Raw genomic sequence first — 25,136 nt, 5'->3', positions numbered from 1 at the left:
GCGTCGGCAAAGGCGGCGCCGGAGCGCCCTTGCGCCTTTCGCGCGACGGCGACGCGCCCCGTTCGGGCGCGCTCGGGGGAAGACACGCGGTGGCGGGTCAAAGAGTTTCAGCGGGGCGGGTCACATCCCTCTCACGCCCGCGTGTCGCTCAGCGCGGGTCAAGCCGTGCGAGGGCGATGACCGGGCCGGTGGGCGCGCCGGTCGGAGAGCCGCCGGGCGGCTCCTCGGACAGCGCGATGGTCGCGCCGGCAAGCTGCGCCGCCAGCGCCGGGTCGATGGCGACCGAGCTTTCGCCCTCGGGCGCGATCACGCCCAGCGACACCGGCGCCTGCGCCGCGTCGGAGAGCAGCCAGACCTCGAGCGCGCGGTCGGGCGGGTAGTCCCCGCCCTCGCGGCGCAGGAGCAGCGTGCCGCGCGCCGGGGCGTAGTCAGCCCGCACCGTCAGGCCCTGCGCCTCGGCGACCAGCTCGGCATGAAGCTCCGGCCCGGTGCCGCCCGGCACGAGCAGCCCCGCGACCATGGCCGCCCAGGCGATGCCCGCCGCCACCACGGCACCGAGCAGGTAGGGCAGCACCTGCCGCCAGAGCCCGGACGGCGCGGGCGGGTTCAGCCGCGCCTCGAGCCGGGTCCAGACCGTGGCGGGCGGCGGGGTTTCGGGGATCGGGTCGGTGAGCGCGGCGAAATAGGCGCACCAGCTGGCGACGTCCTGCTGCAGGTCCGCATCCTGCGCCAGCAGCACCTCGAAGTCGCGGCGTTCCTCGTCGGTGAGCAGGCCGAGCACGTATTCCGCCGCAGTGGCCTCGGCCCCTCCGGGCAGGTCCGGCTGCGGCGCCCCGGTCATCGGCTCAGACACTCCCTCAGGCTCAGCAGGCTGCGGCGCAGCCAGGTCCGCACGGTGTTGAGCTTGACCCCCGTGGCGTCGGCAAGCTCGGCATAGGTCGCGCCCTCGAGATAGGCGCGGCGCACCATCTCGGCGCGGTCGGGCGGCAGCTCGTCCATGCAGAGCGCCAGCGCCTGCGCCTCGGCCCGCGCCTCGAGCTGCTGCGCCGGGCCCGGCGCGGGATCGGCGAGGCGATCGTCGAGCTCGAGAGGCTGGACGGCGCGCCCCGCGTCGCTGCGGCGGCGCCGGTCGACGGCGGCATTGCGCGCCAGGGTGATCAGCCAGGTCATCGGCGAGTAGCCGTTGACCCGGTAGCTGCCGGCGTTCTTCCAGACCTTCACGTAGGTGTCCTGCAGCGCCTCTTCCGCCTGCGCCCGGTCCTGCAAGACACGCAGGCAGACGCCGAAGAGTTTCGCCGAGGTGCGCTCGTAGAGCCGGGCAAAGGCGGCACGGTCGGCCATGGCCACGCGCGCGATCAGTTCCTCGATGTCGGGATGGGATGAACTCGCCACGTACCGCGCCTGCCTGCCTCTGCTCGTGGACCCAGAGTAATGCCCCTGCGGCAGCCGGTGCAAACACTATCCGTGGCGTCCGCGCCCCGTCCGGGCCCCTGCCGTGGCCCGGATGCAAGCCCCGCGCCCGCCCCCCTTGCCCTTGCCTGCGATATGGGGCACGACGGTGCGCAAGAGTATCTAACGACCGGACAGGGGCACGACCATGGCGGATGGCACGATCGACATCAATGCGAAACCCACCGAGGAAATCTCGGTCCGCGAGGTGTTCGGAATCGACACGGACATGGTGGTGCACGGCTTCCCCGACCGCACCGACCGCGTGCCGGATCTGGACAGCACGTACAAGTTCGACCCCGACACCACGCTGGCGATCCTCGCGGGCTTCCGCAACAACCGCCGGGTGATGATCCAGGGCTACCACGGCACCGGCAAGTCGACCCACATCGAGCAGGTCGCCTCGCGGCTCAACTGGCCCTGCGTGCGCGTCAACCTCGACAGCCACATCAGCCGGATCGACCTGATCGGCAAGGATGCGATCAAGCTGGTCGACGGCAAGCAGGTGACGCAGTTCCAGGAAGGCATCCTGCCCTGGGCGCTGCGCAACCCGACCGCGATCGTCTTCGACGAGTATGACGCCGGCCGCGCCGACGTGATGTTCGTGATCCAGCGCGTGCTGGAGACCGACGGCAAGCTGACCCTGCTCGACCAGAACCAGGTCATCACGCCGCACAAGTACTTCCGCATCTTCGCCACCGCGAACACCGTGGGCCTCGGCGACACCACCGGGCTCTACCACGGCACGCAGCAGATCAACCAGGGCCAGATGGACCGCTGGAGCCTTGTGGCGACGCTGAACTACCTCTCGATCGACGCCGAGGTGAACATCGTCCTGTCGAAGGCGCCGCATTACAACAACGAGAAGGGCCGCAAGACCATCCGCCAGATGGTCACCGTCGCGGACTTCACCCGCCGCGCCTTCATGAACGGCGAGCTCTCGACCGTGATGTCGCCGCGGACGGTGATCGCCTGGGCCGCCAACGCCGAGATCTTCCGCAACGTGGGCTACGCCTTCCGCCTGTCGTTCCTCAACAAGTGCGACGAACTCGAACGCCAGACCGTGGCCGAGTTCTACCAGCGCTGCTTCGACGAGGAACTTCCCGAAAGCGCCGCCTCGCTGTCGCTGGCCTGAGCGCGACCGGACACCGGGGGCCCTGCCCCCGCGCGCGGGGATTTCCGCCTGGAACAACGAGGGGCGCGGGCCGGTACGGGCCGCGCCCCTTGGGTTAGAAGGGCCGGGTGAACGCGGCCGGGAGGACAGCGCATGGGTAAACCGCTCCATATCGGGCTGATCGGCGGCATCGGCGTCGCCGCGACCGTGGTCTATTACCAGCGGCTCTGCGCCGCGGTGGCCGCCATGGGCGCGCCGCTCGAGCTGACCATCGTGCAGGCGGACGTGCACGAGCTGATCCGCAACAACCTCGCCGACGCGCGCGAGCCGCAGGCGGAGATCTACGCGCGGCTCATCGACCGGCTGGCGTCGGCCGGCTGCGACTGCGCGGCGATCACCTCGCTCGGCGGGCATTTCTGCTTCGAGGAGACCGTGGCGCGCTCGGCCCTGCCGCTGGTCTCGGCGGTGGCGCCGCTCGACGCCTTCTTCGCCGCCGAGGGGCTCTCGCGCGTTGGCCTGCTCGGCACGCGCGTGGTGATGCGCACGCGGCTCTACGGCCAGCTTGCCCGCACCGAGGCCGTGGCGCTCGACGACGAGACCGAGGCGCTCGGGCAGCGCTACCAGGAGATGGCGGTGGCGGGCACCTGTTCCGAGGCCGACCGCGCGGCCTTCTTCGCGGCCGGGCGGCGCATGGTCGAGGAAATGGGCGCCGAGGCGATCGTGCTTGCCGGCACCGATCTCAATCTCGCCTTTGACACGCGCCACGACCCCGGCTACCGGGTGATCGACGCGCTCGATGTACACGTGGACCTGCTGGCGCGGCTGGCCACCGGAAAGGCAGACCTGTGAAGTATCTCGTTCCCACCCTGCTCCTCCTCTCCGGCGCCGCCCAGGCCCAGGCCCATGGCGAGGCTGCCGCCGACTGCGCCGCGCTCTGGCAGGGCGTCGCGCTCGAGGCCGCCGACAACCCCGACGAGGAGGATTCCGCCGAGAGCGCGAGCCTGCTCGCCCGGCAGTTCAGCCTCAGCGCCGCCGCCGCCGGGCTGGCCGGACAGCCGCTCCGCGCAACCATCCTCGAGGCCCTGCCCGGCTACCGGCTGCTCTACCGCGGGGTGATCGCCGAGGACGACGACAGCCGCGAGATCTTCGAGCAGCGCGCCGTCGACTGCAACGCGCTGCTCGAGGCTGGCTGAGGCCAGCTGAGGCGGGGCACGGGGCGCAAGACTCTCGCCGCCCCGCGCGCATCCCCCCTTGCCAATTCCCCGCCGCGGCGCGAAACCTGTCGCCATGGCACGCGACACCGACAACCCCGCAGATCCGTTCAAGAAGGCTTTGGCCGAGGCCACGAAGGTCATGGCCGACGACCCCGAGCTCACGGTCAACTTCTCCGTCGACCCCTCGGGCGTCTCGGGCGACATCATGCGCCTGCCGCAGGTGTCGCGCCGGATGACCCGCGACGAGGTGCTGCTGGCCCGCGGCACCGCCGACGCGCTGGCGCTCTACCGCCGCTACCACGACGGGGCGACCCATTCCCGCTACGCGCCGCAGGGCGAGATGGCGCGCGAGCTCTACGAGGCGATGGAGACCGCCCGCTGCGAGGCCATGGGCGCGCGCGACATGCCGGGCACCGCGGGCAACATCGACGCCAAGATCGGCCACGAGGCGGCGCGGCGCGGCTACGGCCAGATCACCCAGGCCTCGGAGGCGCCGCTGCCGGTCGCCGCGGGCTACATGATCCGCCACCTCGCCACCGGGCGCGACCTGCCGAAGGACGCGGCCCACGTGATGGAACTCTGGCGCGGCTTCATCGAGGAGCAGGCCGGCGGCACGCTCGAGGACCTGCAGGCCAAGCTCGCGGACCAGGCGGCCTTTGCCCGCTTCGCGCGGCAGATCATCTCGGACCTCGGCTACGGCGACCAGCTGGGCGAGGATCCGGACCAGCTCGACGACGAGTCCCAGGACGAGGCCGAGCCCGGCACCGAGGACGAACAGCAGCCCGATTCGACCGGCCAGGACGACCAGGACCCGGACGAGACCGAAGCCTCGCCCGAGCAGTCGCAGGACCAGACCCAGGACCAGAGTCAGGCGCAGGTCTCGGCCGACGAGATGGCCGACCAGGAGATGGGCGAGGAAGCCGAGCTGCCCGAGGGCGACGCGCCGATGGAGCCGCCGCCCCCCGCCCCCGTCTCCGAGGCCGACCCTGGCTACAAGGTCTACGATTCGACCCATGACGAGGAAATCCCCGCCGAGGAGCTGGCGGACGCGCAGGAGCTCGAACGCCTGCGCGCCTATCTCGACCAGCAGCTCGAGCCGCTGAAGGGCGCGGTCTCGCGCCTTGCCAACAAGCTGCAGCGCCGGCTGCAGGCGCAGCAGAACCGCAGCTGGGAATTCGACAAGGAAGAGGGCGTTCTGGATGCCGGCCGCCTTGCCCGCGTCGTCGCCAACCCCACCACGCCGCTCTCGTTCAAGGTCGAGAAGGACACCGAGTTCCGCGACACGGTGGTGACGCTGCTGATCGACAATTCGGGCTCGATGCGCGGCCGCCCGATCTCGATCGCGGCGATCTGCGCCGACGTGCTTGCCCGCACGCTCGAGCGCTGCTCGGTGAAGGTCGAGATCCTCGGCTTCACCACCCGCGCCTGGAAGGGCGGGCTCGCCCGCGAGAAATGGCTGGCCGAGGGGCGCGAGCAGCAGCCCGGCCGCCTCAATGATTTGCGCCACATCATCTACAAGAGCGCCGACGCGCCCTGGCGCCGGGTCCGCGACAATCTCGGGCTGATGATGAAGGAAGGGCTCCTCAAGGAGAACATCGACGGCGAGGCGCTGGAATGGGCGCACCGCCGCATGGCGCACCGCCCCGAGGCGCGCAAGATCCTCATGGTGATCTCCGACGGCGCGCCGGTCGACGATTCCACGCTCTCGGTGAACCCCGCCAACTACCTCGAGAAGCACCTGCGCGACGTGATCGCCATGGTCGAACGCAAGAAGCAGGTCGAGCTCCTCGCCATCGGCATCGGCCATGACGTGACGCGCTACTACGAGCGCGCGGTGACCATCACCGACGTCGAACAGCTCGCCGGAGCGATGACCGAACAGCTCGCCGCGCTCTTTGATTCCGACCCGCGCGCGCGGGCCCGCGTCATGGGCATCCGCCGCGCGATGTGATCCCGCAAGGCCGAGGGGCCACCCCCTCGGGCTCCCCGGGATATTTGAGACATATGGAAGGGGGCGCCGCGCCGCCCGTCCACATGGTGGAAATATCCCGGGGTGAATTGGCCGCAGGCCAAGAGGGGCAGCGCCCCTCCCCCCGACCCAGACACAAAGACCACCAACGACCGCAGGAGACCTCCGCATGTTCCAGACATTCGAGTCCAGCGCCTCCCCCGAACAGGGCCCGCCGCGGCTTGCCGCGCTGCGCGCCGAGCTAGCCGCCGAGGGGCTCGACGGCTTCCTCGTGCCGCGCGCCGACGCGCACCAGGGCGAATACGTCGCGCCGCATGACGACCGGCTGGCCTGGCTCACCGGCTTCACCGGCTCGGCGGGCTATTGCGCCGCGCTGGCGCAGAAGGCGGGCGTCTTCGTCGACGGGCGCTACCGGGTGCAGGTGAAGGCGCAGGTGGCGAGGGAGTTCACCCCGGTCGACTGGCCCGAGGTCTCGCTCGCCGAGTGGATCGCCGCGGCGCTGCCCGGCGGCGGCACGGTGGGGATCGATCCCTGGCTCTTCTCGGTCGAGCAGATGCGCGCGCTCGAGCGCGGCCTCGGCGCGGTGGCGCTGCGCCGCTGCGACAACCTCGTGGACCGGGTCTGGGCCGACCAGCCGGCACCGCCCGCCGGCGCGGTCTTCGCCCAGCCGGTGGAGCTGGCCGGCGAGCCGCATGACGCCAAGATCGCCCGGCTTGCCAAGGCGCTCGGCAAGGCCGCGGCCTGCGTCATCACCCTGCCCGACAGCCTTGCCTGGCTGCTCAACATCCGCGGCTCGGACGTGCCGCGCAACCCGGTGCCGCACGGCTTTACCATCCTGCACGCGGGTGGCCGCGTGACGCTCTTCATGGCGGCGCGGAAGCTGGCGGGGCTCGGGGATCATCTGGGCCCGCTGGTCGAGGTGCAGGCGCCGGAGGACTTCCTGCCCGCGCTCGCGGCGCTGGAGGGCCCGGTGCAGATCGACCCCGCCACCTGCCCGGTCGCGGTGCTCGACGCGCTCGAGGGCCGCGACATCGTCGAGGCCGCCGATCCCTGCCTGCTGCCCAAGGCCTGCAAGAACGCCGCCGAGCTTGCCGGGACGCGCGCGGCGCACCTGCGCGACGGCGCGGCCATGGTGCGGTTCCTGCACTGGGTCGACAGCCAGACCCCCGGCGCGTTCACCGAGATCGACGCCGTGGTCGCGCTCGAGGAGGAACGCCGCGCCACCAACGCGCTGCGCGACATCTCCTTCGAGACGATCTCGGGCGCCGGGCCGAACGGCGCCATCGTGCATTACCGGGTGACCGAGGCGACCAACCGCACGACCCAGCCGGACGAGCTCCTGCTGATCGACAGCGGCGGGCAATACGTCGACGGCACCACCGACATCACCCGCACCATGGTGCTGGGCGAGGCCGGGCCCGAGGAGAAGGACGCCTTCACCCGCGTGCTCAAGGGCATGATCGCGCTCTCGCGGCTGCGCTTCCCGGCGGGGCTCGCCGGGCGCGACATCGACGCGCTGGCGCGGGCGAGCCTCTGGGAGGCGGGACTCGACTACGGCCACGGCACCGGCCACGGCGTCGGCTCGTACCTGTCGGTGCACGAGGGGCCGCAGCGCATCGCGCGCACCGGCACCGTGCCGCTCGAGGTCGGGATGATCCTTTCCAACGAGCCGGGGTTCTATCGCGAGGGGTCTTATGGTATCCGCATCGAGAACCTCATCGCGGTGGAACCCGCGCCCTCCCTTCCCGGCCAGAACGTGGCGAAGATGCTGCGCTTCGAAACGCTGACCTGGGTGCCGATCGACCGGCGCCTGATCGAGACGGGGCTGCTGACCACCGCGGAACGTGACTGGCTCGACGCCTATCACGCCGGGGTTCTCGAACGCATCGCTCCGCTTGTGACAGGCGCCGTGCGGGACTGGCTCGAGGCGGCCTGCGCGCCGCTTTGACACAGGACTGCCCGCAAGGCTCCGGTATAACATGGGCGGACAACGGGGAGTGACATGATGTTGAAACAGATTGCCGTCCGCCCGGCCACGGGCACCTGGGTCATCCGCGCCGGCGGTGCGGTGCTCGGGGAAAGCAGCCGCGCGCTGGAACTGACCGAGGGCGAGAAGCCCCTGACCATCTACTTCCCGCGCGAGGACGTGGCCATGGCCTTCCTCGAGCCGAGCGCCTACCGCAGCACCAGCGCGGCGCTCGGCGACGCGGAGCACTACCACATCGCCTCGAAGAGCCGCACCTATGCCAACGCGGTGTTTTCCTACATGGACCCCAAGCCCGAGGCGGCCGGGATCAAGGGCTACCTCGCCTTCGACCTGCAGGACGGCGTGGCGGTGGAACAGGTCTGAGCCTCAGCTTAGTGCAGATAGAGGGGCCGGTCCGCGGGGACCGGCCCCTTGCCAAATTGCGCACCCGCTGACCGCGAGGCGCGGGTGGCGGCGTTCCGAGATCGGCTCACCGGACCCCGGGGCCTTGCGCGGGGCGGATTCGGAGCAGTCTGGCGCGCTTCCCCAAGACATCGCAAGGACCACGAGAGGAGAGGCTCATGACCTCGGAAGTTCTGCAGATTCCGCCGGGCAACGCGATGTTCGACGGCTACCGCGCCGCCTTCGAGAAATACGGGTTCTCACCCGCCATCAAGTCGAAGGGCTTCCTCTTCATCTCCGGGCGGGTCGGTGCGCGGCCGGATGGCAGCGCCGCGGACGGGGTTGCCGAACAGACCGAATGGGCGCTGAAGCGGATCGGGGAACTGCTGCGGCTCGCCGGGCTGGATTTCCGGGACCTCGTGGATGTCACCAGTTACCACGTCGACATCGAGACGACGCTCGCCGAGTTTGTCGAGGTCAAGCAGCGGTTCATCCGGAGCCCCTACCCGGCGTGGTCGATCATCGGGATATCCGGGCTCAGCCGGCCGGAACTCAAGGTCGAGATCCGCGCCGTCGCCGCCTTGCGGGACTGACCTTCCGCCCGGGTCTTCGGCAGCGAAGCCCCTTCCGCCGCGCGCGCTAGCCCTTGCGCAGGTTGTCGCGCAGCCGGGTGACCTGATCGCGCAGCGCCAGCAGCTCCTCCACGCCCATGCCGCTCTGCGCGGCGATGCAGCCGGCGATGTGGCCGGTGCGTGCCTGCATCTCCTGCCCCGCCGCGGTGAGCGCGATGCGCACCTGCCGCTCGTCCTCGGCGTCGCGGCGGCGGGTCAGCAGCCCGGTCGCCTCGAGCCGCTTCAGGAGCGGGGTCAGCGTGCTCGATTCGAGCTGCAGCTGGCGCGAGAGCATCCCCACGGTCGGCGGCTCCGTGGCCGACCAGAGCGCGCTCATCACCAGGTACTGCGGATAGGTGAGGCCCAGCTTCTCGAGATGCGGCCGGTAGGCCTGGCTCATCGCGTGCACCGCCGAATAGAGCGAGAAACACACCATGTCCTGCGGCGAAAGCACCTGCGGGGCAGCGGTCAGCGGATCAGAAATGTTGTCGGTCCGGGTCATGCCGGGAATATAAATCGTGCGCGATCCTTTCACAAGCGATTGACTTCACGCGCCGGAGGAATATCTATCGTGTACGATACAATCGCCAACGAAGGAATCTCCCATGTCCCTCGACGTGAAATACTGGACCGAGGCGCAGGCCTCCGGCGGCGGCCGTGACGGCGTGACCAAGCTTGCCTCGGGCATGCTGACCGTGACGATGAACAGCCCGAAGGAACTGGGCGGCTCGGGCAAGGGGCACAACCCCGAAGAGCTTTTCGCCATGGGCTATGCCGCCTGCTTCCTCAGCGCCATGCGCTTCGTCGCGCAGGCCGAGAAGCTGGGCACCATGCCCGCCGAGACGACGGTGGACGCGCATGTGGGCATCGGTGCGCGCGCCGAGGGCGGCTTTGGCCTGACGGTGAAGCTGGTCGCCAAGATGCCGGGGCTCGCGCGCGACGTGGCCGAGGCAATCCTCGCCCGCGCCCACGAGGTCTGCCCCTATTCCAACGCCACCCGCGGCAATATCGAGGTGGCGCTCGAACTGGCCTGAGGCCCGCCGCGTCAGCCCATGGCCCGGAGATCCTTCTCCGGACCATGGCGGCGCGGCTCAGTCCTCCGTCGCCTGCTCCGGCGCCTCGGCATGGGTATCGGCAAGGGCATCGGAGGGCGCCTCGCTCCACGGCCAGCTGTCGGGGAGCAGGTGCAGGACCCAGTCGATGCTCGGCAGCTCGATCTCGGGGATGCCGTCCAGTACCGCGCCCGCCATCCCCCAGGCCTCGCCCGGCGCGACCTTCACCTGCGTCCAGAGCGCCTCGCGCGTCGGCACCTCAACGGCGCAGACCGTGGCCGTCGCCGCGCTTTCCGCAACATCGAGCGCCACCGCCCGGCGGATCGCGTCCATGTCCTTCAGCGTCTCGCAGAGGTCGTTCAGCTCGAGCGCCGTGCTGCCGACGATCACCGCCGCGCCGAAATAGGGGATGGCCTCGCCGAACATGGCGGCGGTCTCGCGCGAGGCCGTGGCGACGGCGCGGCGCGAGATGCGCGCGCTGGCCTCGCCCACCGCCTTGGCCGCTGCCGCCCGCTCGGCACGCAGCGCGACGGTGGACTGCTCAAGCAGCCGGCCCCGGTTCTGCGCGTCGACCAGCTCCTTGCCGGTCTTCTGCAGGCGCGTCTCGAGCGTGCCGGTCCTGCCGCGCTCCACCTCGATCTCCGCCGCGAGCCCGCGCAGCTTGTCGTCCAGCGCGCGGCTCGCCTGCCTCTCCCGCTCGAGCGCCGCGGCGGGGTTGGTCAGCCCGGGCAGGTGATCGAGCAGCGCGCCGCCCAGCGAGGCCAGCGCCCCGCCGCCGAGGACAGCCATGTTGAGAAGGACCGACAGCGCGAACAGCGCCACGAAGATCGCCCGGACGAGCGCCCAAATGACTTTCATGAAACACATCCGACCCGCAAAAGCCGGGCGACGAAATTTCGCCCGGAGACAATGGCTCCAGTGAACCGCGAATCGCCGCGCTTCGGGAACAGGAAAATTTCGCGGTCTAGCTGTGCTCTTCCTCGGCCGTGGCCGCCAGCGCGCGGTTGTAGGCCTTGAGCGCGTCGACGTGGAAGAGCGCGCCCTGCAGCACCGGCGCGTCGTCGGGGCCGGCGCGCGTGACCACCGGCAGGTAGGCGACGCCGGACCTGTCGAAGAGCGGCAGCGCCGCCTCGAGCGTCGCGTGGGCGTTCAGGAAGAGCCCCTGCTCGATCATCCGCAGGCAGGCTTCCTCGTCCGCCGCGCCCTCGTCGGTCGGCTTGCGCATCACCCCCTGCACCCGGAACATTGCCAGCAGGTAGGCCTGCGGACCGGCGGCAAGGTGGACGTTGCGCTTCTCGAGCTGCGACAGGAAGAAGCTGCGGTCGACGAGGCGCGAGGCCAGCGCCGTGGACATCGACACCGAGACCATCACCGCGAGCCCGGTCTGCCAGTCGCCCGTGAGTTCGAAGACGATGAGCGTGGTCGAGATCGGCGCGCCCAGCACCGCCGCCGCCACCGCCCCCATGCCCGCCAGCGCGTAGAGCGTGAAGACCGAGCTCTGCTCGGGGAAGAGGCCCGTGGCGATATGGCCGAAGGTGAGCCCAGTCAGCGCCCCGACCATCAGCGAGGGCGAGAACACCCCGCCGCCCATCCGCCCCGCCATGGTGATCGACACCGCCGCCACCTTCACCGCCGCGAAGAGGAAGGCCTGGCTGAGCGTCAGCTGCCCCGAGAGCGCGCGCGAGGTGGTCTCGTAGCCGACGCCGATGATGTGCGGGAAGGCGATGGCGATGGCCCCGAGCAGCAGCCCCGCCACCGCCGGGCGCAGCCAGTGCGGCAGGCCGAGCCGGTTCTGCACCGAGGTGCCGAGCGCGTCGGACCAGAACAGCGCCTTCATCATCAGCACCGCCACCAGCCCGCAGACGAGGCCCATGAGGAAGAAGGCCGGCAGTTCGAGGTAGAACTGCACCGTGGTGGTGCCGGGCAGCACGAACTCGGTCACGTCGCCGAAGTAGAGCCGGTTGATCACCGTGCCCGCGGCGCTGGCCACCACGATCGGCGCGAAGGCGTGGAAGGCGAAGTGGCGCAGCACCACCTCGAGCCCGAAGAGCGCCCCGGCGATGGGCGCGTTGAAGCTGGCCGAGACCGCCGCCGCCACGGCGCAGCCCAGGAGGTCGCGCCCGGTGATGCCGTCGACGCGCAGCAGGTTCGACACCGACGACGAGATCATCGCGGCGATATGCACCACCGGCCCCTCGCGCCCCGTCGAGCCGCCGGTCGAGAGGGTGATCCACGAGCAGAGCGCCGACGCGATGCCCGCCTTCTTCTCGACCCGCCCGTCGTTCAGCGCGGCGCCCTCGATCACGTCCGAGACGCTGCGCACCCGCCCGTCGGGGGTGAACATCTGCAGGATGATGCCCACCACCGCACCGCCCGCCGCCGGGATCAGCAGCACGTAGAACCACGGCAGCGTCTGCGCGAAACTGTGCAGCAGGTTCACGTCCTCGGTGCCGTAGACGAAGGCCTGCAGCCGGTGGATGGCGACGCGGAAGACCAGCGCGGCAAAGCCCGCGGCGGCCCCGACCAGAAGCGCGATCACCCAGAAGGTGACCTGCCCCGGCCCCTTGTGGCGCAGCGTGTCCCATCCACGGCTGCAAAGCGCGCGTGTCTCGCGCCACTGATCGGCTAACTGGTACGGCATTCCTCGGTCCCATGGCTTTCGCAGGGCGCGTGGCGGGGATAAGGTCACCCCGATTTTCCACGGAGGTTTCTCAATGCCCGTCGCCGCAGCCCTGGAGGCTCTTGATGCCTTCCTAGGCGAACGATTTACCCGCTCCAAGTCCGAACTGGAGCAGCATGGCCGTTCCGAGTCCTATTTCCCCCTCACCCCGCCCGACGGCGTCGCCTACCCGGAGACCGCCGAGGAGGTGCAGCGCATCGTGCAGATCTGCGCCGAGCACGCCTGCCCGGTGATCGGCTGGGGCGCGGGCAGCTCGCTCGAGGGCCACGGACAGGCGGTGAAGGGCGGCGTGGTCGTCGATTTCACCCGCATGAACAAGGTGCTGGAGATTCGCCCCGCCGACATGGACGTGACCATCCAGCCCGGCGTCACCCGCGAGGCGCTGAACGAGGAGCTGCGCGCCACCGGGCTCTTCTTCCCCGTCGATCCCGGCGCGAACGCCACGCTCGGCGGCATGGCGATGACCCGCGCCTCGGGCACCACCACGGTGCGCTACGGCTCGATGCGCGACAACGTGCTGGGGCTGAAGGTCGTGCTCGCCGACGGCCGTGCGATCGAGACCGGCACCCCCGCCCGCAAATCGGCGGCGGGCTATGACCTCACCGCGCTCTTCGTCGGGTCCGAGGGCACGCTCGGCCTCGTCACCGAGCTCACGCTGCGCCTGCATGGCATCCCCGAGGCGGTCTCGGCGGGCATCTGCGCCTTTCCCGACATGGGCAGCGCGGTCACCGCGGTGATGGAGACGATCCAGATGGGCATCCCCATGGCCCGGATCGAGTTCGTCGATGCCGCCACCGCCCGCGCCTTCTCAGCCTACTCGGGCATGACCATGGCCGAGCGCCCGCACCTGCTGGTCGAGTTCAACGGCTCGCCCGAGAGCGTCAAGCAGGACGCCGAGCGCTTTGCCGAGATCGTCGCCGACAACGGCGGCAGCCCGTTCGAATGGTCCGCCCGCGAGGAGGAGCGCCGCGCGCTCTGGGCGCTGCGCCACAACGGCTATTACGCCATCCTCGCCTCGCGCAAGGGCGCGCGGGCGGTGGTGACCGACATCTGCGTTCCGATCTCGCGCCTTGCGCAGGCGGTCGAGGAGACGCAGGCCGACATTGCCGAAAGCGCCATCCCCGGCCCGATCCTCGGCCACGTCGGCGACGGCAACTTCCACGCCATCCTGCTGGTCGACCCCGACAGGCCCGAGGAGCTGACCGAGGCCAAGCGCCTGTCGCACCGCATGGCCGAGCGCGCCCTGCGCCTCGGCGGCACCTGCACCGGCGAGCACGGCGTCGGCCATGGCAAGCTGGCCTACATGGAAGAAGAGCACGGGCAGGGCTGGCACGTGATGGGCGAGATCAAGCGCGCGCTCGATCCGCAGAACATCATGAACCCCGGCAAGCTGGTACCGCAGGACTGACGCGCGGGGGCCGGGACCTACGGGACCCGGCCCTTGCCCTCCCCGCGCCCGTCCCGCAGCGAAGGGTTGCGCGACGGCGCCGCTCCTTCATAGTGCCGGTCGAGACCCGCCGACCCCTCAGCGACATCCCGGCCGAGAAGTGACCCCAACCGATCCAGTCCAGGACCTCTACCGGCGCGAGAACCGCCGCGTCTTCGCGACGCTGGTGCGGCTCCTGGGGGATTTCGACCTTGCCGAGGACGCGCTGCAGAGCGCCTTCCTCGCCGCCGCGCAACGCTGGCCGCGCGACGGCGTGCCGGGCAACCCCGTGGCATGGCTCGTCTCGGCCGGGCGCTTCCGCGCCATCGACGCGCTGCGGCGCGACCGGCGGATGACCCCGTGGAGCGAGGCCGCCGAGGCCGCCGCAGAGATCCCCGACGGCGCAATGCCCCCCGAGGACCGCGAGGCGGTGGAGGATGACCGGCTGCGGCTGATCTTCACCTGCTGCCACCCGAGCCTCTCGGAGGAAGCGGCGGTGGCGCTGACCCTGCGCGAGATCTGCGGGCTCTCGACCGAGGCCATCGCCCGCGCCTTCCTCGTCGCGCCATCGACGCTGGCGCAGCGCATCGTGCGCGCCAAGTCCAAGATCCGCGACGCGCGCATCCCCTACGAGGTGCCCGAGACGGAGGCGCTTCCGGCGCGGCTCGGACGGGTGCTGCGGGTCGTCTACCTCGTCTTCAACGAGGGTCACCTTGCCGCGCAGGGCAGCGACCTCCTGCGCCCCGACCTCACCGCCGAGGCGATCCGCCTCGCCCGGCTGCTGGCCGAGCTGATCCCCGATCCCGAGGTGCTGGGGCTGCTGGCGCTGCTGCTGCTGCAGGACTCGCGCCGCCGCGCCCGGGTCACCGGGGCGGGCGATCTCGTCCCGCTCGAGGCGCAGGACCGCACGCTCTGGGACCGCGAGGCCATTGCCGAGGGCACGGCGCTGGTGCGGCGGGCGCTGGGGACGCGCGGCTTCGGCTCCTACGCGCTGCAGGCCGCCATCGCCGCGCTGCATGCCGAGTCCCCCACCCCCGGGGCGACCGACTGGGCCGAGATCGCGGGGCTCTACGACGCGCTGCTGCGCATCGAGCCCTCGCCGGTGATCGCGCTCAACCGTGCCGTGGCGGTGGCGATGCGCGACGGGCCGGATGCGGGGCTGGCGCTGATCGAGCCGCTGCTCGCGCCGGGCCTGCTGGGGGGCTACCACCTTGCCCATGCCGCCAAGGCCGACCTGCTGCGCCGCGCGGGCCGTCTGGGACCGGCGCGGACCTCCTACGAAGCGGCGCTGAAGCTCGCCCGGCAGGAGCCCGAGCGGCGCTTCCTGACTGCCCGGCTGGCGGAAATCGGCGGCTGACGAAAAAATTTCTCCGGCCCTGTCGATTCCGGGCCGGGCCGTTCGACTACTCTGCAGAATGACCGATGAGGACGGCCCGGCGGGCTGTCCCGGCCGTCGCAAACGGGAGTTGTCCGATGAAATACCTCTGCCTTGTCTATCTCGACCACGAGAACTGGAGCGCCTGCCCCGACCCGGTCTGCGCCGATTACGCGCAGCAGTTGGCCGAGCGTCAGGTGCTGGTCGCCGGAGAGGCGCTGCATCCGGTGGGCAGCGCCACCACGGTGCGGGTGCGGAACGGGCAGGCGCAGCTCTACGACGGGCCCTTCGCCGAAACCAAGGAGCTGCTGGCCGGATTCTACCTCGTCGAGGCGCGCGACCTGAACGAGGCGATCCGCATCGCCGGCGGCATCCCCCCGGCGAAATACGGCAGCATCGAGGTCCGCCCGGTGCGCCAGCTCGATCTCGGCACCGCCGCGTCCTGACACGGGCGCTCCCCCCATCCTCACGGAGGCACGACCATGCCCAGCACCATCACGCTTCACCGGGTCCTCTCGACCAGCCCCGAAAAGCTCTACCGCGCCTTCCTCGAGCCCGACGCGCTGGCCAAGTGGCTGCCGCCCGACGGCTTCACCTGCACCGTGCACAGCCTCGAGCCGCAGGAAGGCGGCAGCTTCCGGATGAGCTTCCGCAACTTCACCACCGGCGGCAGCCATTCCTTCGGCGGCACCTATGTCGAGCTGATCCCGAACGAGAAGCTCGTCTACACCGACGTCTTCGACGACCCGAACCTGCCCGGCGAGATGCGCGTGACCGTGACGCTCCGCGCCGTCTCTGTCGGCACCGACATCAGCATCGTGCAGGAGGGCGTGCCCGACGTGATCCCGCCCGAGGCCTGCTATCTCGGCTGGCAGCAATCCCTCGCCAGTCTCGCCCGGCTCGCCGAGCCCGACATCCCGCAATGACGCTTCTCTCTCGCACAGGGAATCCCGACATGCTCAAGACCATCGCACTCCTCATCGCCCGGCTGATCTTCGCGGGCATCTTCCTCATGGCCGCGGGCTTCAAGTTCGCGGACATGGGGATGACCGCCGACTACATCGCCTCGGCCGGTTTCCCTGCCCCGCTGCTCCTCGCGTGGCTCGCCGCGATCTTCGAGATCGGGCTGGCGCTCGCCTTCCTGACCGGCGCGGCCTTTTCCGAGGCGGCGCTCGCCGCCGGGGTCTACGTGATCTTCCTCGCCTTTGCCTTCCACGGCCCCGCGCACTGGGAGGCAAACCAGGCGGAGTTCGGCTTCTTCGTCGATCACTTCACCTTCCTCGCCGGGCTGCTCTTTGCCGCCGTCCACGGGCCGGGCCGCGCGCTCGCGCTCCGCTGGCACCTCTGGCCCCGCCCCGGGGCCGGACAGACCGCCTGACCCCCTGACCGCACGGGCGGCGGCTGGCGCCGCCCGGCACCCGAAAGGAGACCTTTCATGGAACCGACCATCTACCTGACCTTCAACGGCACCTGCCTCGAGGCCATGCGCTTCTACGAGCAGACCCTCGGCGGCGAGATCACCGGCATCTTCCGCAACTCCGACGCGCCCGACGCCGAAAGCCGGATGCAGGGCAGCGACGACATCATCCTCAACATGTCGATGCGGCTCGGCAGCGCCACGGTCATGGCCTCCGACGCGCCCGAGGCGTGGTACGCAAAGCCGCAGGGCTTCTCGATCTCGCTCGCCCCCGCCTCGGTCGAGGAGTTCGACCGGCTCTTCGCGGCGCTCGCCGAGAACGCGCAGGCGGTGATGATGCCCCCGGGCGAGACCTTCTGGGCCGACCGCTTCACCATGTTCACCGACCGGTTCGGCACCCCCTGGATGCTGAACTACGCCGGCAGCAAGGCCATGTGACCGGCGCCGCCGGAGCCGCATCAGCCAAGGGAGGGCACCATGTCCGCACCGAAGAACACCATCTGCATCTGGTACGACAGCGAGGCCGAGGCCGCGGCGCGCTTCTACGCCGAGGTCTTTCCGGACAGCGAAGTCACTGCCGTCCGCCGCGCCCCGGCCGACTACCCCTCGGGCAAGGAGGGCGACGTGCTCACCGTCGAGTTCACCGTGGCGGGGATCCCCTGCCTCGGGCTCAACGGCGGGCCGATCTTCGCGCAGAGCGAGGCCTTCTCCTTCCAGATCGCCACCGACGACCAGGAGGAGACCGACCGCTACTGGAACGCCATCGTCGGCAACGGCGGCCGGGAAAGCGCCTGCGGCTGGTGCAAGGACCGCTGGGGCGTGAACTGGCAGATCACCCCCCGCGCGCTGACCGACGCCATGGCGGCGGGCGGCGAGGAGGCCCGGCGCGCCTTCACCGCGATGATGGAGATGGGCAAGATCGACGTCGCCGCGATCGAGGCCGCGCGCCGGGGCTGACCCGGCCCCGCCGCAAGGCCGATACCGCGGGTTCCCGCCACGCGCGGGGGCCCGACCTTACGCGGGAGGACACCGCCATGCAGATCACCATCACCGCCTTCGACCGCTCGCCCGATGGCGGCATGGGCCTTGCCCGCGACATGCGCGTCCGCTGGGCGCTCGAGGAGGTGGGCGCGCCCTACGCGGTGCGCCCGGTCAGCTTTGCGGCGCTGCGCGGGCCCGCGCATCTGGCGCTGAACCCGTTCGGGCAGATCCCGACCTACGAGGAGGGCGAGCTCCGCCTCTTCGAATCCGGCGCGATCGTGCTGCACATCGCGCAGACCCGGCCCGGGCTGCTGCCCGGCGACCCCGCCGCCCGCGCCCGCGCCATCTCATGGCTCTTCGCCGCGATCGGCACGGTGGAGCCGCCGATCCTCGATCTGCAGACCGCGCGGCTGCTGGAGGGGGGTGAGCCCTGGGCCGCGGCGCGGCTGCCGGTGGTGCTGGAGCGCATCCGCGCCCGGCTGGCAGAGCTTTCGGACGCGCTCGGCCCCTCCGACTGGCTGGGCGGGGCCTTCAGCGCGGGGGACCTGGTGATGGTCCACGCGCTGCTGCGGCTGCGGCCGTCGGGCCTTTTGGCGGAGTTTCCGAGCCTCGCGGCCTATGTCGCCCGTGCCGAGGCCCGCCCGGCCTACACCCGCGCCTTTGCCGCGCAGCTGGCCTTCAACACGCGGGCCGAAGCGGCGGGCTGAAGCGCCCCTCAGCCGCGCCAGAAGCGCACAGTGAAGAGCACGAAGACCGCCATGATCTCGAGCCGCCCGACCAGCATGGCGAAGGACAGCAGCCACTTGGCGGTGTCGTTGAGCGTCGCGAAGTTGCCCGCCGGGCCGATGGTGTCGCCGAGCCCCGGCCCGACGTTGGCCAGCGCCGTCGCCGCGCCCGAAACCGAGGTCACGAAGTCGAGCCCGGTGAAGCCGAGCGCCACCGAGAGCACCCCCAGCGAGACCACGAAGAAGACGAAATAGGCCATGACCGAGCTCAGCACCTCGTCGCTGACCGGGCGGCCGTCGAAGCGCGGGGTGAAGACGCCGTGCGGCGCGCGGATGCGCTTGAGCTGCACGCGGATCGAGGAGAACAGCAGCTGGTAGCGGAAGATCTTCACCGAGCAGGCGGTCGAGCCCGCGCAGCCGCCGATCAGCCCGATGAAGAAGAACAGCGTGACGAGGAACGAGCCCCAGCCCATGTAGTCCACCGAGGCGTAGCCGGTGCCCGAGATGACCGAGCTGATGTTGAACAGCGACTCGCGGATCGCCTGCTCGGGGTGGTGCGGGAAGAGGAAGAGCAGCGTCGCGCTCATCACCGCCACCAGCGCGAGGATCGTGCCGAAGAAGGCGCGCACCTGGCTGTCCTTCCACAGCGCCGTGTGATGGCCGTTCAGCATCTGCACGTAGCGCACGAAGGGCAGCGCGGCGGCGATCATGAAGAAGGCCGCGACGTATTCCGCCGGGCCCTGGAAGCCGCCGAAGGAGGAATCGTAATTGGCGAACCCCCCGGTCGAGAGCGTGGTCAGCGCGTGCACCGTGGCGTCGAAGGCGTCCATGCCGCAGATCATGTAGGCGGCGGTGCAGGCCAGCGTCATGCCGACGTAGATGGTCGAGATGGACGAGGCGATCTCGGTGGCGCGGGGCAGGATCTTGCCCATGGTCTCGAAGGCCTCGGAGCGGAAGATCTGCATGCCCCCCACCCGCAGCTCGGGCAGGAAGACCATGGCGACGACGATGATCCCGATGCCGCCCAGCCATTGCAGGATGCCGCGCCAGAGCAGGATGCCCTTGGGCAGCGCGTCGAGCCCGACGAAGACGGTCGAGCCGGTGGTGGTGATGCCCGACATGGCCTCGAAGAAGGCATCGACCATGCGCGCCTCGGTCGCGCCCAGCATGAAGGGAATGCCGCCGAAGAGCGGCAGCACCACCCAGGCCCCGACGGTCAGCAGGAAGATCTGCTGCAGCGTCAGCCCCTGCCGCCCGGCATTGGCGCAGGCGAGGCTCACGAGCCCGCCGCAGAGCATGGTAATGAGCGCGCTTTGCAGGAAGACCGGCCATTGCCCGCGCCCCTCCGCCACGTCCACCAGGAACGGAACGAGCATGCAGCCGCCGAGCGTGGTGACCAGAAGACCAAGAACGTAGGCGACGGGGCGGATATCGAACATCCGCGAGCCTTCGCCCGGCATCCCGTGGCTGTCAAGCGCCGCCCCTCAGTCGCCGAAGAGGTCGCGGAACACATGTGGCAGGATCTGGTCCCGGGTCAGGCCCATCTCGGCGAGGCGCTCGTCGCTCTGGCTCTCGAGCACGAGGATCTCGTACATCCGGGCGCGGCGCAGCGCATAGGCATTCACCCCCTGCCCGACCCCGGCGAAATAGGCGTCGATCCGGGCGCGGACCGAGCCGTGGCCCATGCCGATCGTGACGTTCTCCGCTCTGCTGCCCGTGGCCATTCCGAGCCCTCCGCCGGCTTGCCCTGCCCTCGCTCTGGCAGGATGGGCCGTCCGGATGGGGAAATCATGACCGGCGGATGAATTTCTTCTGCAGTGCAGCAAAATGCCGCCGGAGTGACCGGCGGCATCGAGGGATTGCTCAGGATTGCGGCAGCGCCGCAGGCTCGATCAGCCGTGGTGGATCAGGCTCGGGAAGAGCGTCGGATCGAGGCTGGCCTGCGCGAAGGTCGGGCCCTGGGTCAGCAGCGCCACCGCGTCATGCGAGTGCAGGCTTTCCTGGTGGCTCGCCAGCACGCGGAAGTCACCGATGCGCGGATCGGAGGCCAGCGCCTCGGCGAAGAGCCGCGCGGCGTCCTCGACGAAGATCGGGTTGGCGGCGTTGAGCTCGGCGAAGGCCTGCTCGTCCTCGCGCTTGACCATGACCTGCGTCTCGGTCGGCACCGCCGAGCGGCAGAGGCCGACGAGGTCCTCGAACCACAGGCAGTCGCCCTCGTCCTTCAGCACCACCGACACGCGCGCAACCGAGCGCTGCGAATGCGGCGTGGCGAGCTGGCCGCGGAACTGGCGGGCGTGCTCGGAAAGCTCCAGCGAGCAGGGGCAGGTCGAGCTGTAGACATAGTCGAGGTGCGCGATGCGCTGGCGCACGCCGTGCTGCTCGATCAGCTCGAGCGCGATGTCATAGTACTGGTAGCCCGACAGGCCCGAACGCAGGCTCTCGACCTTCAGCGGGAAGCGGAAGCGCATCTGGATGCGCGCATCGAAGCTCTCGAGGTCGGACTTGTAGTCGTCGAGCGCCGCCTCGATCACGCCGAAGCTGAAGCTCTTCTCGGCATGGGTGTAGAAGCTGCGCATGATGCGCGACATGTTGATGCCCTTCTTGTCGGCCTCGAGGCTGACCGTGCCGGTCACCGAGGTCTCGAGCGTGAGGGGCGCGCCCTGCTTCAGCCGGTAGCTGAGCGGCAGGCGGAAGTTCGAGATGCCGACGTGCTGGATGCGCACATTCTCGCCACGAATGAGCGAGGCCGGACCATTCTGCAGGTCGGGCAGAGACGTCTTGTACGCCTCGTCGACGGTGAAACCCTCGGGGTACTGACGCGAAAAGATCGGGTAGTCCTGCGCGGCGCCCAAAAGCTTCAGGAGCGCGGGGTCGAGATCGGTAATTTCACTGTCGTCGGCTGCCTCGGTCCATTTGCGCAGGACGGCCAGCGCGGCCTCTGCGTCATCACGGCTTGGGTTACGGTCAACTACCGGCGAATACACATTCATGTCCTGCCCTCCGAGGCGGGGGTTCGTTCCAACGTACTTAGGATGTTTTACCGAAAAAACCACCATTTACGACCCTTATGCGGGCACACCTATTCCTATGGATCACCTATTGCGGGCAAAAATGTGGCCAGGGCAATTGTTAATTTACCCTGGCCGCCCAGAATTTACGCAGCGCCAAGGGCTTGTTGAATATCTGCAACAAGATCGCCGGTGTCCTCGATGCCGACCGACAGGCGGATCAGGCCGTCGCCGATGCCGAGGCCCGCGCGCTGCTCGGGCGAGAGGCGCTGGTGCGTGGTGGTGGCCGGGTGGGTGGCAATGGACTTCGCGTCGCCGAGGTTGTTCGAGATCAGGATCACCTCGAGCGCGTTGCAGAAACGGAAGGCCGCCTCTTTTCCGCCCTCGATCTCAAAGGCGACCATGGTGCCCCCTGCCCCGAGCTGGCGCTGCGCCAGCGCGTTCTGCGGGTGCGACGCAAGGCCCGGGTAGCTCACGCGGATCACCTTGGGATGGCCGGTGACCGCCTTGGCGATCGCCTCGGCCGAGGCGGTCTGGGCGCGCACGCGCAGGTCGATGGTCTCGAGACCCTTCAGCATGACCCATGCGGTGAACGGGCTCATCGAGCCGCCGGTGTGCTTCATGTAGGGCTCGATGGTGCCGCGGATGATCTCGCGGCTGCCGAGGATCACCCCGCCGAGCGTGCGGCCCTGGCCGTCGATGTGCTTGGTGGCCGAGTAGACCACCACGTCGGCGCCCTGCTCGATGGCGCGGCTGTAGACCGGGGTCGAGAAGACGTTGTCCACGACAACCTTGGCGCCGGCCGCATGGGCGAGCTTGGCGACGGCCTCGATGTCCACGAGTTCCAGCGTCGGGTTCGACATGCTCTCGAAGAACACCAGCGCGGCGCCGGGCTTCAGCGCCTCTTCCCACTGCGCGAGATCCGCGCCGTCGACGAAGACCACGTCGACGCCGAAGCGGCCGAGGATGGTTTCCAGCACGTAGAGACAGGAGCCGAAGAGCGCGCGCGCCGCGACGACGCGGTCGCCGGCCTTCAGCATGGCGGTCAGCGCGCCCGAGACGGCGGCCATCCCGGAGGCGGTGGCGAAGGCATCCTCGGCGCCTTCCAGCAGCGCGATGCGCTCTTCGAACATGGCGACGGTGGGGTTGCCGTAGCGGGCGTAGATGAACTCGTCCGGCTCGGTCTTGATGAAGCGGGCCTCGGCCTGCTCGGCACTGTCATAGGCGAAGCCCTGGGTGAGGAAGATGGCCTCGCTGAGCTCTCCCCACTGGCTGCGCCTGGTCCCGCCGTGCACCAGCTCGGTCCGCGATGCCTTCTTGAAATCTGCCATGATCTTCCACCTTTCTGTGCCGGGCCGTCCCTGCGCCCGGAAATGAAAAAGCCCCGTCCGCGGTCAAGCGAAAGAGGCTCCTTCGTCCGACCTTTTAGCGGCATGTTTTACGTGGCCCGCAATCCGTCAACAAATCGCCACGGCGCCCAAATACGCCTCCTGTGCCTTTCGGTCAAGCGCCACGGTGCCCGCCCTCGCGGCGCTGCGCCGGAATGTCACGCGGCGCGGCGGGCCACCTTGCGGGCGCTTGTCTTTCCCGCTTGCACTCCCCCATCATGCTGACGCAAAGGCAGTCAAAAGGCAGGCACGGACCCGACATGGAAAGCGCGCTCTTTCAAGCCTCGATCTACCTCGCCGCCGCGGTCATCGCCGTGCCGATCGCGACGCGGCTCGGGCTCGGCTCGGTGCTGGGCTACCTGCTGGCGGGGATCATCATCGGGCCGGGGCTGCACCTCGTGTCGCACACCGACGACCTGCGCCACTTCGCCGAGTTCGGCGTGGTGATGATGCTGTTCATCATCGGGCTGGAGCTGGAGCCGCGGGCGCTCTGGGACATGCGGCACCGGCTGATCGGGCTTGGCGGGCTGCAGATCCTGCTGACCATGGCGGCGATCACCGCTTTCGTCATGGCCTTCGGCACCCACTGGGGCCCGGCGCTGGCGGCGGGCATGGTGTTCTGCCTCTCCTCCACCGCCATCGTGCTGCAAACGCTTTCGGAGAAGGGGCTGATGCAGACCCCCGGCGGGCGCTCGGCCTTCTCGGTGCTGCTGACGCAGGACATCGCGGTGATCCCCATGCTGATCCTGCTGCCGCTGCTCGGCGCGCCGCTGGTCGCGATGATCCGCCCCGACGGCGCGATCCAGATGGCCGACCACGGCAGCGCCGGGCACGGCATGTCGCTGGTCGCGGGCCTGCCCGGCTGGGCCGTGGCGCTGGTCACGCTGGGGGCGGTGGCGCTGATCATCGTCGCGGGCATCTACGGCGCGCGGCCGCTCTTCCGGCACATCAACTCGTCGCACCTGCCCGAGATGTTCACCGCCGTCGCGCTGCTGATCGTCGTCGGCATCGCCTTCCTGATGGGGCTGGTGGGCCTGTCGCCCGCGCTCGGCACCTTCCTTGCCGGGGTGGTGCTGGCCAACTCCGAGTTCCGCCACCAGCTCGAGAGCGACATCGAGCCCTTCAAGGGGCTGCTGCTGGGGCTCTTCTTCATCACCGTCGGCGCCGGGCTCAACGTGCAGGACTTCCTGCGCGAGCCCTTCCTGCTGCTCGGCATCACGCTCGGGCTCATCCTCGTCAAGGGCGCGATCCTCTACCTGCTGGGCGGGCTCTTCGACCTGCACGGGCGCGACCGGATGCTCTTCACCCTGTCGCTGGCGCAGGCGGGCGAATTCGGCTTCGTGCTGATCTCCTTCGCGCTGCAGCAGAACGTGATGACCGAGGCCTTCGGCCAGCGCCTGCTGATGGTGGTGGCGCTGTCGATGCTGATCACCCCCGCGCTCTTCATCCTCTACGACAGGCTCTCGGCCAAGTTCGACGACAAGGCCGAGGCGCGCCCGGACGACAAGATCGACCGCGAGGGGCCGATCATCCTCGCCGGGATCGGGCGCTTCGGGCAGATCGTCAACCGGCTGGTGCAGAGCTCGGGCTTCAAGACGGTGGTCATCGACCACGACATGCAGACCATCGAGCTGATGCGCAAATTCGGGGTGAAGGGCTTCTTCGGCGACCCCACCCGCCCCGAACTGCTGCACGCCGCGGGCATCTCCAAGGCCAAGGTGCTGGTCGCCGCGCTCGACGATCCCAAGGCCACCACCAAGCTCGTGCGCTTCGCCAAGCGCATCCGGCCCGAGATCTTCGTCGTCGCCCGCGCCCGCGACCGCACCCATGTCTACGAGCTCTACCAGGCCGGGGCCGACAAGATCGTGCGCGAGCTCTTCGACAGCTCGCTGCGCGCCGGGCGCTACGTGCTCGAGGAGGTGGGGCTGACCGAGTACGAGGCGGCGATCGCCGAGGAGACCTTCTACCACCACGACCGCGAGACCATGCGCGAGCTGGCGACGCTCTGGGACCCGAACACCCCTCCGTCGCAGAACCCGGCCTACGTGAAACGCGCGCGGGAGCTGGAGAAGGACCTCGAAACGGCGCTCTTCAGCGCGCTCGAGGCGCAGCGGGACGACGCGGCCTGACCGCATGCCGCGGCATGCAATACCGTGAAAATCGCCTTGTTTCACGGAATGTTGGCCCAAATTTGAGGCAGCTCACGCGACCCGCCGCGCCGCTCGCGGCATTGTCATTGCCCGCGGCCATTTCGCGCATGCTGCGCCTGCAGCATTGGGCTAATCGGGCCGCGCCGGAGGTGGACCAAGACCGAGCGCATGCGGCGCCGGCCACGTCCCGCCCTCCGGCCGACAGATGC

General features: G+C 69.7%; 26 protein-coding genes and 1 riboswitch. Of the genes, 17 read left to right on the top strand and 9 right to left on the bottom strand.

The genetic code is table 11. The annotated features are described in order from the left end of the window. Window positions 1–148 precede the first annotated feature (148 nt). Both PVT71_RS11125 and PVT71_RS11120 read right to left on the bottom strand, forming a co-directional pair. Window positions 149–841, bottom strand: a complete 693-nt coding sequence (locus PVT71_RS11125; protein ID WP_353471852.1) for an anti-sigma factor — start codon at window positions 839–841, stop codon at window positions 149–151. Then, window positions 838–1,341 carry a sigma-70 family RNA polymerase sigma factor gene (locus tag PVT71_RS11120; RefSeq protein ID WP_353473870.1) on the bottom strand — a complete coding sequence of 168 codons (504 nt, stop codon included), beginning with the start codon at window positions 1,339–1,341 and terminating at the stop codon, window positions 838–840. The genes PVT71_RS11125 and PVT71_RS11120 overlap by 4 nt, the downstream gene beginning before the upstream one ends. A 256-nt stretch (window positions 1,342–1,597) precedes the next feature. Here PVT71_RS11120 and cobS point away from each other — a divergent pair, with 256 nt between their 5' ends. The 7 genes from cobS to PVT71_RS11085 all read left to right on the top strand — a co-directional run bounded on the left by cobS (window position 1,598) and on the right by PVT71_RS11085 (window position 8,707). Next, on the top strand, window positions 1,598–2,584 hold the full coding sequence (gene cobS / locus PVT71_RS11115; protein WP_108965094.1) for a cobaltochelatase subunit CobS: 987 nt from the start codon (window positions 1,598–1,600) through the stop codon (window positions 2,582–2,584). 132 nt (window positions 2,585–2,716) lie between these two features. Continuing rightward, the gene (locus tag PVT71_RS11110) at window positions 2,717–3,412 is read left to right on the top strand and encodes an aspartate/glutamate racemase family protein (protein WP_353471851.1); all 696 of its coding nucleotides are present in this window, start codon (window positions 2,717–2,719) and stop codon (window positions 3,410–3,412) included. Further along, window positions 3,409–3,756, top strand: coding sequence for a hypothetical protein (locus PVT71_RS11105; RefSeq protein WP_353471850.1), 348 nt, complete (start codon window positions 3,409–3,411; stop codon window positions 3,754–3,756). Before PVT71_RS11110 ends, PVT71_RS11105 begins: the two co-directional genes overlap by 4 nt. Before the next feature lie 94 nt (window positions 3,757–3,850). Continuing rightward, window positions 3,851–5,728 carry a cobaltochelatase subunit CobT gene (cobT, locus tag PVT71_RS11100; RefSeq protein ID WP_353471849.1) on the top strand — a complete coding sequence of 626 codons (1,878 nt, stop codon included), beginning with the start codon at window positions 3,851–3,853 and terminating at the stop codon, window positions 5,726–5,728. 187 nt (window positions 5,729–5,915) lie between these two features. Further along, complete coding sequence (locus PVT71_RS11095; protein ID WP_353471848.1) at window positions 5,916–7,694, top strand: aminopeptidase P family protein; 1,779 nt, start codon at window positions 5,916–5,918, stop codon at window positions 7,692–7,694. A 57-nt stretch (window positions 7,695–7,751) separates the two neighbouring features. Continuing rightward, a complete protein-coding gene (locus PVT71_RS11090) occupies window positions 7,752–8,096 on the top strand; it encodes a DUF427 domain-containing protein (RefSeq protein WP_353471847.1) in 345 nt (114 codons plus the stop codon). A 197-nt stretch (window positions 8,097–8,293) separates the two neighbouring features. Beyond that, complete coding sequence (locus PVT71_RS11085) at window positions 8,294–8,707, top strand: RidA family protein (RefSeq protein ID WP_353471846.1); 414 nt, start codon at window positions 8,294–8,296, stop codon at window positions 8,705–8,707. A 46-nt stretch (window positions 8,708–8,753) separates the two neighbouring features. On the opposite strand, the gene PVT71_RS11080 is transcribed toward PVT71_RS11085, so the two are convergent. Then, window positions 8,754–9,227 (bottom strand): MarR family transcriptional regulator, encoded by a 474-nt coding sequence (locus PVT71_RS11080; RefSeq protein WP_353471845.1) that lies wholly within the window; start codon window positions 9,225–9,227, stop codon window positions 8,754–8,756. 103 nt (window positions 9,228–9,330) lie between these two features. Here PVT71_RS11080 and PVT71_RS11075 point away from each other — a divergent pair, with 103 nt between their 5' ends. Continuing rightward, entirely contained in the window at window positions 9,331–9,759 is a 429-nt protein-coding gene (locus PVT71_RS11075) for an organic hydroperoxide resistance protein (protein ID WP_353471844.1), read from the top strand. A gap of 57 nt (window positions 9,760–9,816) precedes the next feature. Here PVT71_RS11075 and PVT71_RS11070 read toward each other — a convergent pair whose 3' ends face one another. Next, window positions 9,817–10,635: a hypothetical protein gene (locus tag PVT71_RS11070; RefSeq protein WP_353471843.1), complete on the bottom strand. Its 819-nt coding sequence runs from the start codon at window positions 10,633–10,635 to the stop codon at window positions 9,817–9,819. Window positions 10,636–10,741: 106 nt separating this feature from the next. Next, window positions 10,742–12,418, bottom strand: a complete 1,677-nt coding sequence (locus PVT71_RS11065) for a chloride channel protein (protein ID WP_353471842.1) — start codon at window positions 12,416–12,418, stop codon at window positions 10,742–10,744. Window positions 12,419–12,491: 73 nt separating this feature from the next. Here PVT71_RS11065 and PVT71_RS11060 point away from each other — a divergent pair, with 73 nt between their 5' ends. The 8 genes from PVT71_RS11060 to PVT71_RS11025 all read left to right on the top strand — a co-directional run bounded on the left by PVT71_RS11060 (window position 12,492) and on the right by PVT71_RS11025 (window position 18,363). After that, window positions 12,492–13,865: an FAD-linked oxidase C-terminal domain-containing protein gene (locus tag PVT71_RS11060; protein ID WP_353471841.1), complete on the top strand. Its 1,374-nt coding sequence runs from the start codon at window positions 12,492–12,494 to the stop codon at window positions 13,863–13,865. Between the two features lie 139 nt (window positions 13,866–14,004). After that, complete coding sequence (locus PVT71_RS11055) at window positions 14,005–15,240, top strand: RNA polymerase sigma factor (protein ID WP_353471840.1); 1,236 nt, start codon at window positions 14,005–14,007, stop codon at window positions 15,238–15,240. A 116-nt stretch (window positions 15,241–15,356) separates the two neighbouring features. Then, on the top strand, window positions 15,357–15,704 hold the full coding sequence (locus tag PVT71_RS11050) for a YciI family protein (RefSeq protein ID WP_353471839.1): 348 nt from the start codon (window positions 15,357–15,359) through the stop codon (window positions 15,702–15,704). A gap of 36 nt (window positions 15,705–15,740) precedes the next feature. After that, a complete protein-coding gene (locus PVT71_RS11045; protein ID WP_353471838.1) occupies window positions 15,741–16,184 on the top strand; it encodes an SRPBCC family protein in 444 nt (147 codons plus the stop codon). A gap of 29 nt (window positions 16,185–16,213) precedes the next feature. Then, the gene (locus PVT71_RS11040) at window positions 16,214–16,636 is read left to right on the top strand and encodes a DoxX family protein (RefSeq protein ID WP_353471837.1); all 423 of its coding nucleotides are present in this window, start codon (window positions 16,214–16,216) and stop codon (window positions 16,634–16,636) included. A 57-nt stretch (window positions 16,637–16,693) separates the two neighbouring features. Continuing rightward, window positions 16,694–17,113 carry a VOC family protein gene (locus PVT71_RS11035; RefSeq protein WP_353471836.1) on the top strand — a complete coding sequence of 140 codons (420 nt, stop codon included), beginning with the start codon at window positions 16,694–16,696 and terminating at the stop codon, window positions 17,111–17,113. Window positions 17,114–17,152: 39 nt separating this feature from the next. Next, entirely contained in the window at window positions 17,153–17,632 is a 480-nt protein-coding gene (locus PVT71_RS11030) for a VOC family protein (RefSeq protein ID WP_353471835.1), read from the top strand. A gap of 77 nt (window positions 17,633–17,709) precedes the next feature. Next, window positions 17,710–18,363, top strand: a complete 654-nt coding sequence (locus PVT71_RS11025; RefSeq protein WP_353471834.1) for a glutathione S-transferase family protein — start codon at window positions 17,710–17,712, stop codon at window positions 18,361–18,363. An 8-nt stretch (window positions 18,364–18,371) separates the two neighbouring features. On the opposite strand, the gene PVT71_RS11020 is transcribed toward PVT71_RS11025, so the two are convergent. From PVT71_RS11020 to metZ, 4 genes are all read right to left on the bottom strand, one after another. After that, window positions 18,372–19,820, bottom strand: coding sequence for a TrkH family potassium uptake protein (locus tag PVT71_RS11020; protein ID WP_353471833.1), 1,449 nt, complete (start codon window positions 19,818–19,820; stop codon window positions 18,372–18,374). Between the two features lie 45 nt (window positions 19,821–19,865). After that, complete coding sequence (locus PVT71_RS11015; protein WP_353471832.1) at window positions 19,866–20,105, bottom strand: hypothetical protein; 240 nt, start codon at window positions 20,103–20,105, stop codon at window positions 19,866–19,868. A gap of 168 nt (window positions 20,106–20,273) precedes the next feature. Then, entirely contained in the window at window positions 20,274–21,371 is a 1,098-nt protein-coding gene (gene folE2 / locus PVT71_RS11010; protein WP_353471831.1) for a GTP cyclohydrolase FolE2, read from the bottom strand. Between the two features lie 164 nt (window positions 21,372–21,535). Beyond that, window positions 21,536–22,720 carry an O-succinylhomoserine sulfhydrylase gene (gene metZ, locus PVT71_RS11005; protein WP_353471830.1) on the bottom strand — a complete coding sequence of 395 codons (1,185 nt, stop codon included), beginning with the start codon at window positions 22,718–22,720 and terminating at the stop codon, window positions 21,536–21,538. Window positions 22,721–22,794: 74 nt separating this feature from the next. After that, a riboswitch (SAM riboswitch) is annotated at window positions 22,795–22,871 on the bottom strand. A 166-nt stretch (window positions 22,872–23,037) separates the two neighbouring features. On the opposite strand from metZ, the gene PVT71_RS11000 reads away from it, so the two are divergent. Beyond that, window positions 23,038–24,906 carry a monovalent cation:proton antiporter-2 (CPA2) family protein gene (locus PVT71_RS11000; protein WP_353471829.1) on the top strand — a complete coding sequence of 623 codons (1,869 nt, stop codon included), beginning with the start codon at window positions 23,038–23,040 and terminating at the stop codon, window positions 24,904–24,906. The last annotated feature ends 230 nt before the right edge of the window (window positions 24,907–25,136 follow it).

This window comes from Salipiger sp. H15 (assembly GCF_040409955.1).
GTDB lineage: Bacteria > Pseudomonadota > Alphaproteobacteria > Rhodobacterales > Rhodobacteraceae > Salipiger.
This window is presented reverse-complemented; position numbering and strand designations above follow the sequence as displayed.

Coding starts and splice junctions, on each gene's coding strand:
- PVT71_RS11125 (WP_353471852.1), bottom strand. CDS start 841: ATGACCGGGGCGCCGCAGCCGGACCTGCCCGGAGGGGCCGAGGCCACT.
- PVT71_RS11120 (WP_353473870.1), bottom strand. CDS start 1,341: ATGGCCGACCGTGCCGCCTTTGCCCGGCTCTACGAGCGCACCTCGGCG.
- cobS (WP_108965094.1), top strand. CDS start 1,598: ATGGCGGATGGCACGATCGACATCAATGCGAAACCCACCGAGGAAATC.
- PVT71_RS11110 (WP_353471851.1), top strand. CDS start 2,717: ATGGGTAAACCGCTCCATATCGGGCTGATCGGCGGCATCGGCGTCGCC.
- cobT (WP_353471849.1), top strand. CDS start 3,851: ATGGCACGCGACACCGACAACCCCGCAGATCCGTTCAAGAAGGCTTTG.
- PVT71_RS11095 (WP_353471848.1), top strand. CDS start 5,916: ATGTTCCAGACATTCGAGTCCAGCGCCTCCCCCGAACAGGGCCCGCCG.
- PVT71_RS11090 (WP_353471847.1), top strand. CDS start 7,752: ATGTTGAAACAGATTGCCGTCCGCCCGGCCACGGGCACCTGGGTCATC.
- PVT71_RS11085 (WP_353471846.1), top strand. CDS start 8,294: ATGACCTCGGAAGTTCTGCAGATTCCGCCGGGCAACGCGATGTTCGAC.
- PVT71_RS11080 (WP_353471845.1), bottom strand. CDS start 9,227: ATGACCCGGACCGACAACATTTCTGATCCGCTGACCGCTGCCCCGCAG.
- PVT71_RS11075 (WP_353471844.1), top strand. CDS start 9,331: ATGTCCCTCGACGTGAAATACTGGACCGAGGCGCAGGCCTCCGGCGGC.
- PVT71_RS11070 (WP_353471843.1), bottom strand. CDS start 10,635: ATGAAAGTCATTTGGGCGCTCGTCCGGGCGATCTTCGTGGCGCTGTTC.
- PVT71_RS11065 (WP_353471842.1), bottom strand. CDS start 12,418: ATGCCGTACCAGTTAGCCGATCAGTGGCGCGAGACACGCGCGCTTTGC.
- PVT71_RS11060 (WP_353471841.1), top strand. CDS start 12,492: ATGCCCGTCGCCGCAGCCCTGGAGGCTCTTGATGCCTTCCTAGGCGAA.
- PVT71_RS11050 (WP_353471839.1), top strand. CDS start 15,357: ATGAAATACCTCTGCCTTGTCTATCTCGACCACGAGAACTGGAGCGCC.
- PVT71_RS11045 (WP_353471838.1), top strand. CDS start 15,741: ATGCCCAGCACCATCACGCTTCACCGGGTCCTCTCGACCAGCCCCGAA.
- PVT71_RS11040 (WP_353471837.1), top strand. CDS start 16,214: ATGCTCAAGACCATCGCACTCCTCATCGCCCGGCTGATCTTCGCGGGC.
- PVT71_RS11035 (WP_353471836.1), top strand. CDS start 16,694: ATGGAACCGACCATCTACCTGACCTTCAACGGCACCTGCCTCGAGGCC.
- PVT71_RS11030 (WP_353471835.1), top strand. CDS start 17,153: ATGTCCGCACCGAAGAACACCATCTGCATCTGGTACGACAGCGAGGCC.
- PVT71_RS11025 (WP_353471834.1), top strand. CDS start 17,710: ATGCAGATCACCATCACCGCCTTCGACCGCTCGCCCGATGGCGGCATG.
- PVT71_RS11020 (WP_353471833.1), bottom strand. CDS start 19,820: ATGTTCGATATCCGCCCCGTCGCCTACGTTCTTGGTCTTCTGGTCACC.
- PVT71_RS11015 (WP_353471832.1), bottom strand. CDS start 20,105: ATGGCCACGGGCAGCAGAGCGGAGAACGTCACGATCGGCATGGGCCAC.
- folE2 (WP_353471831.1), bottom strand. CDS start 21,371: ATGAATGTGTATTCGCCGGTAGTTGACCGTAACCCAAGCCGTGATGAC.
- metZ (WP_353471830.1), bottom strand. CDS start 22,720: ATGGCAGATTTCAAGAAGGCATCGCGGACCGAGCTGGTGCACGGCGGG.
- PVT71_RS11000 (WP_353471829.1), top strand. CDS start 23,038: ATGGAAAGCGCGCTCTTTCAAGCCTCGATCTACCTCGCCGCCGCGGTC.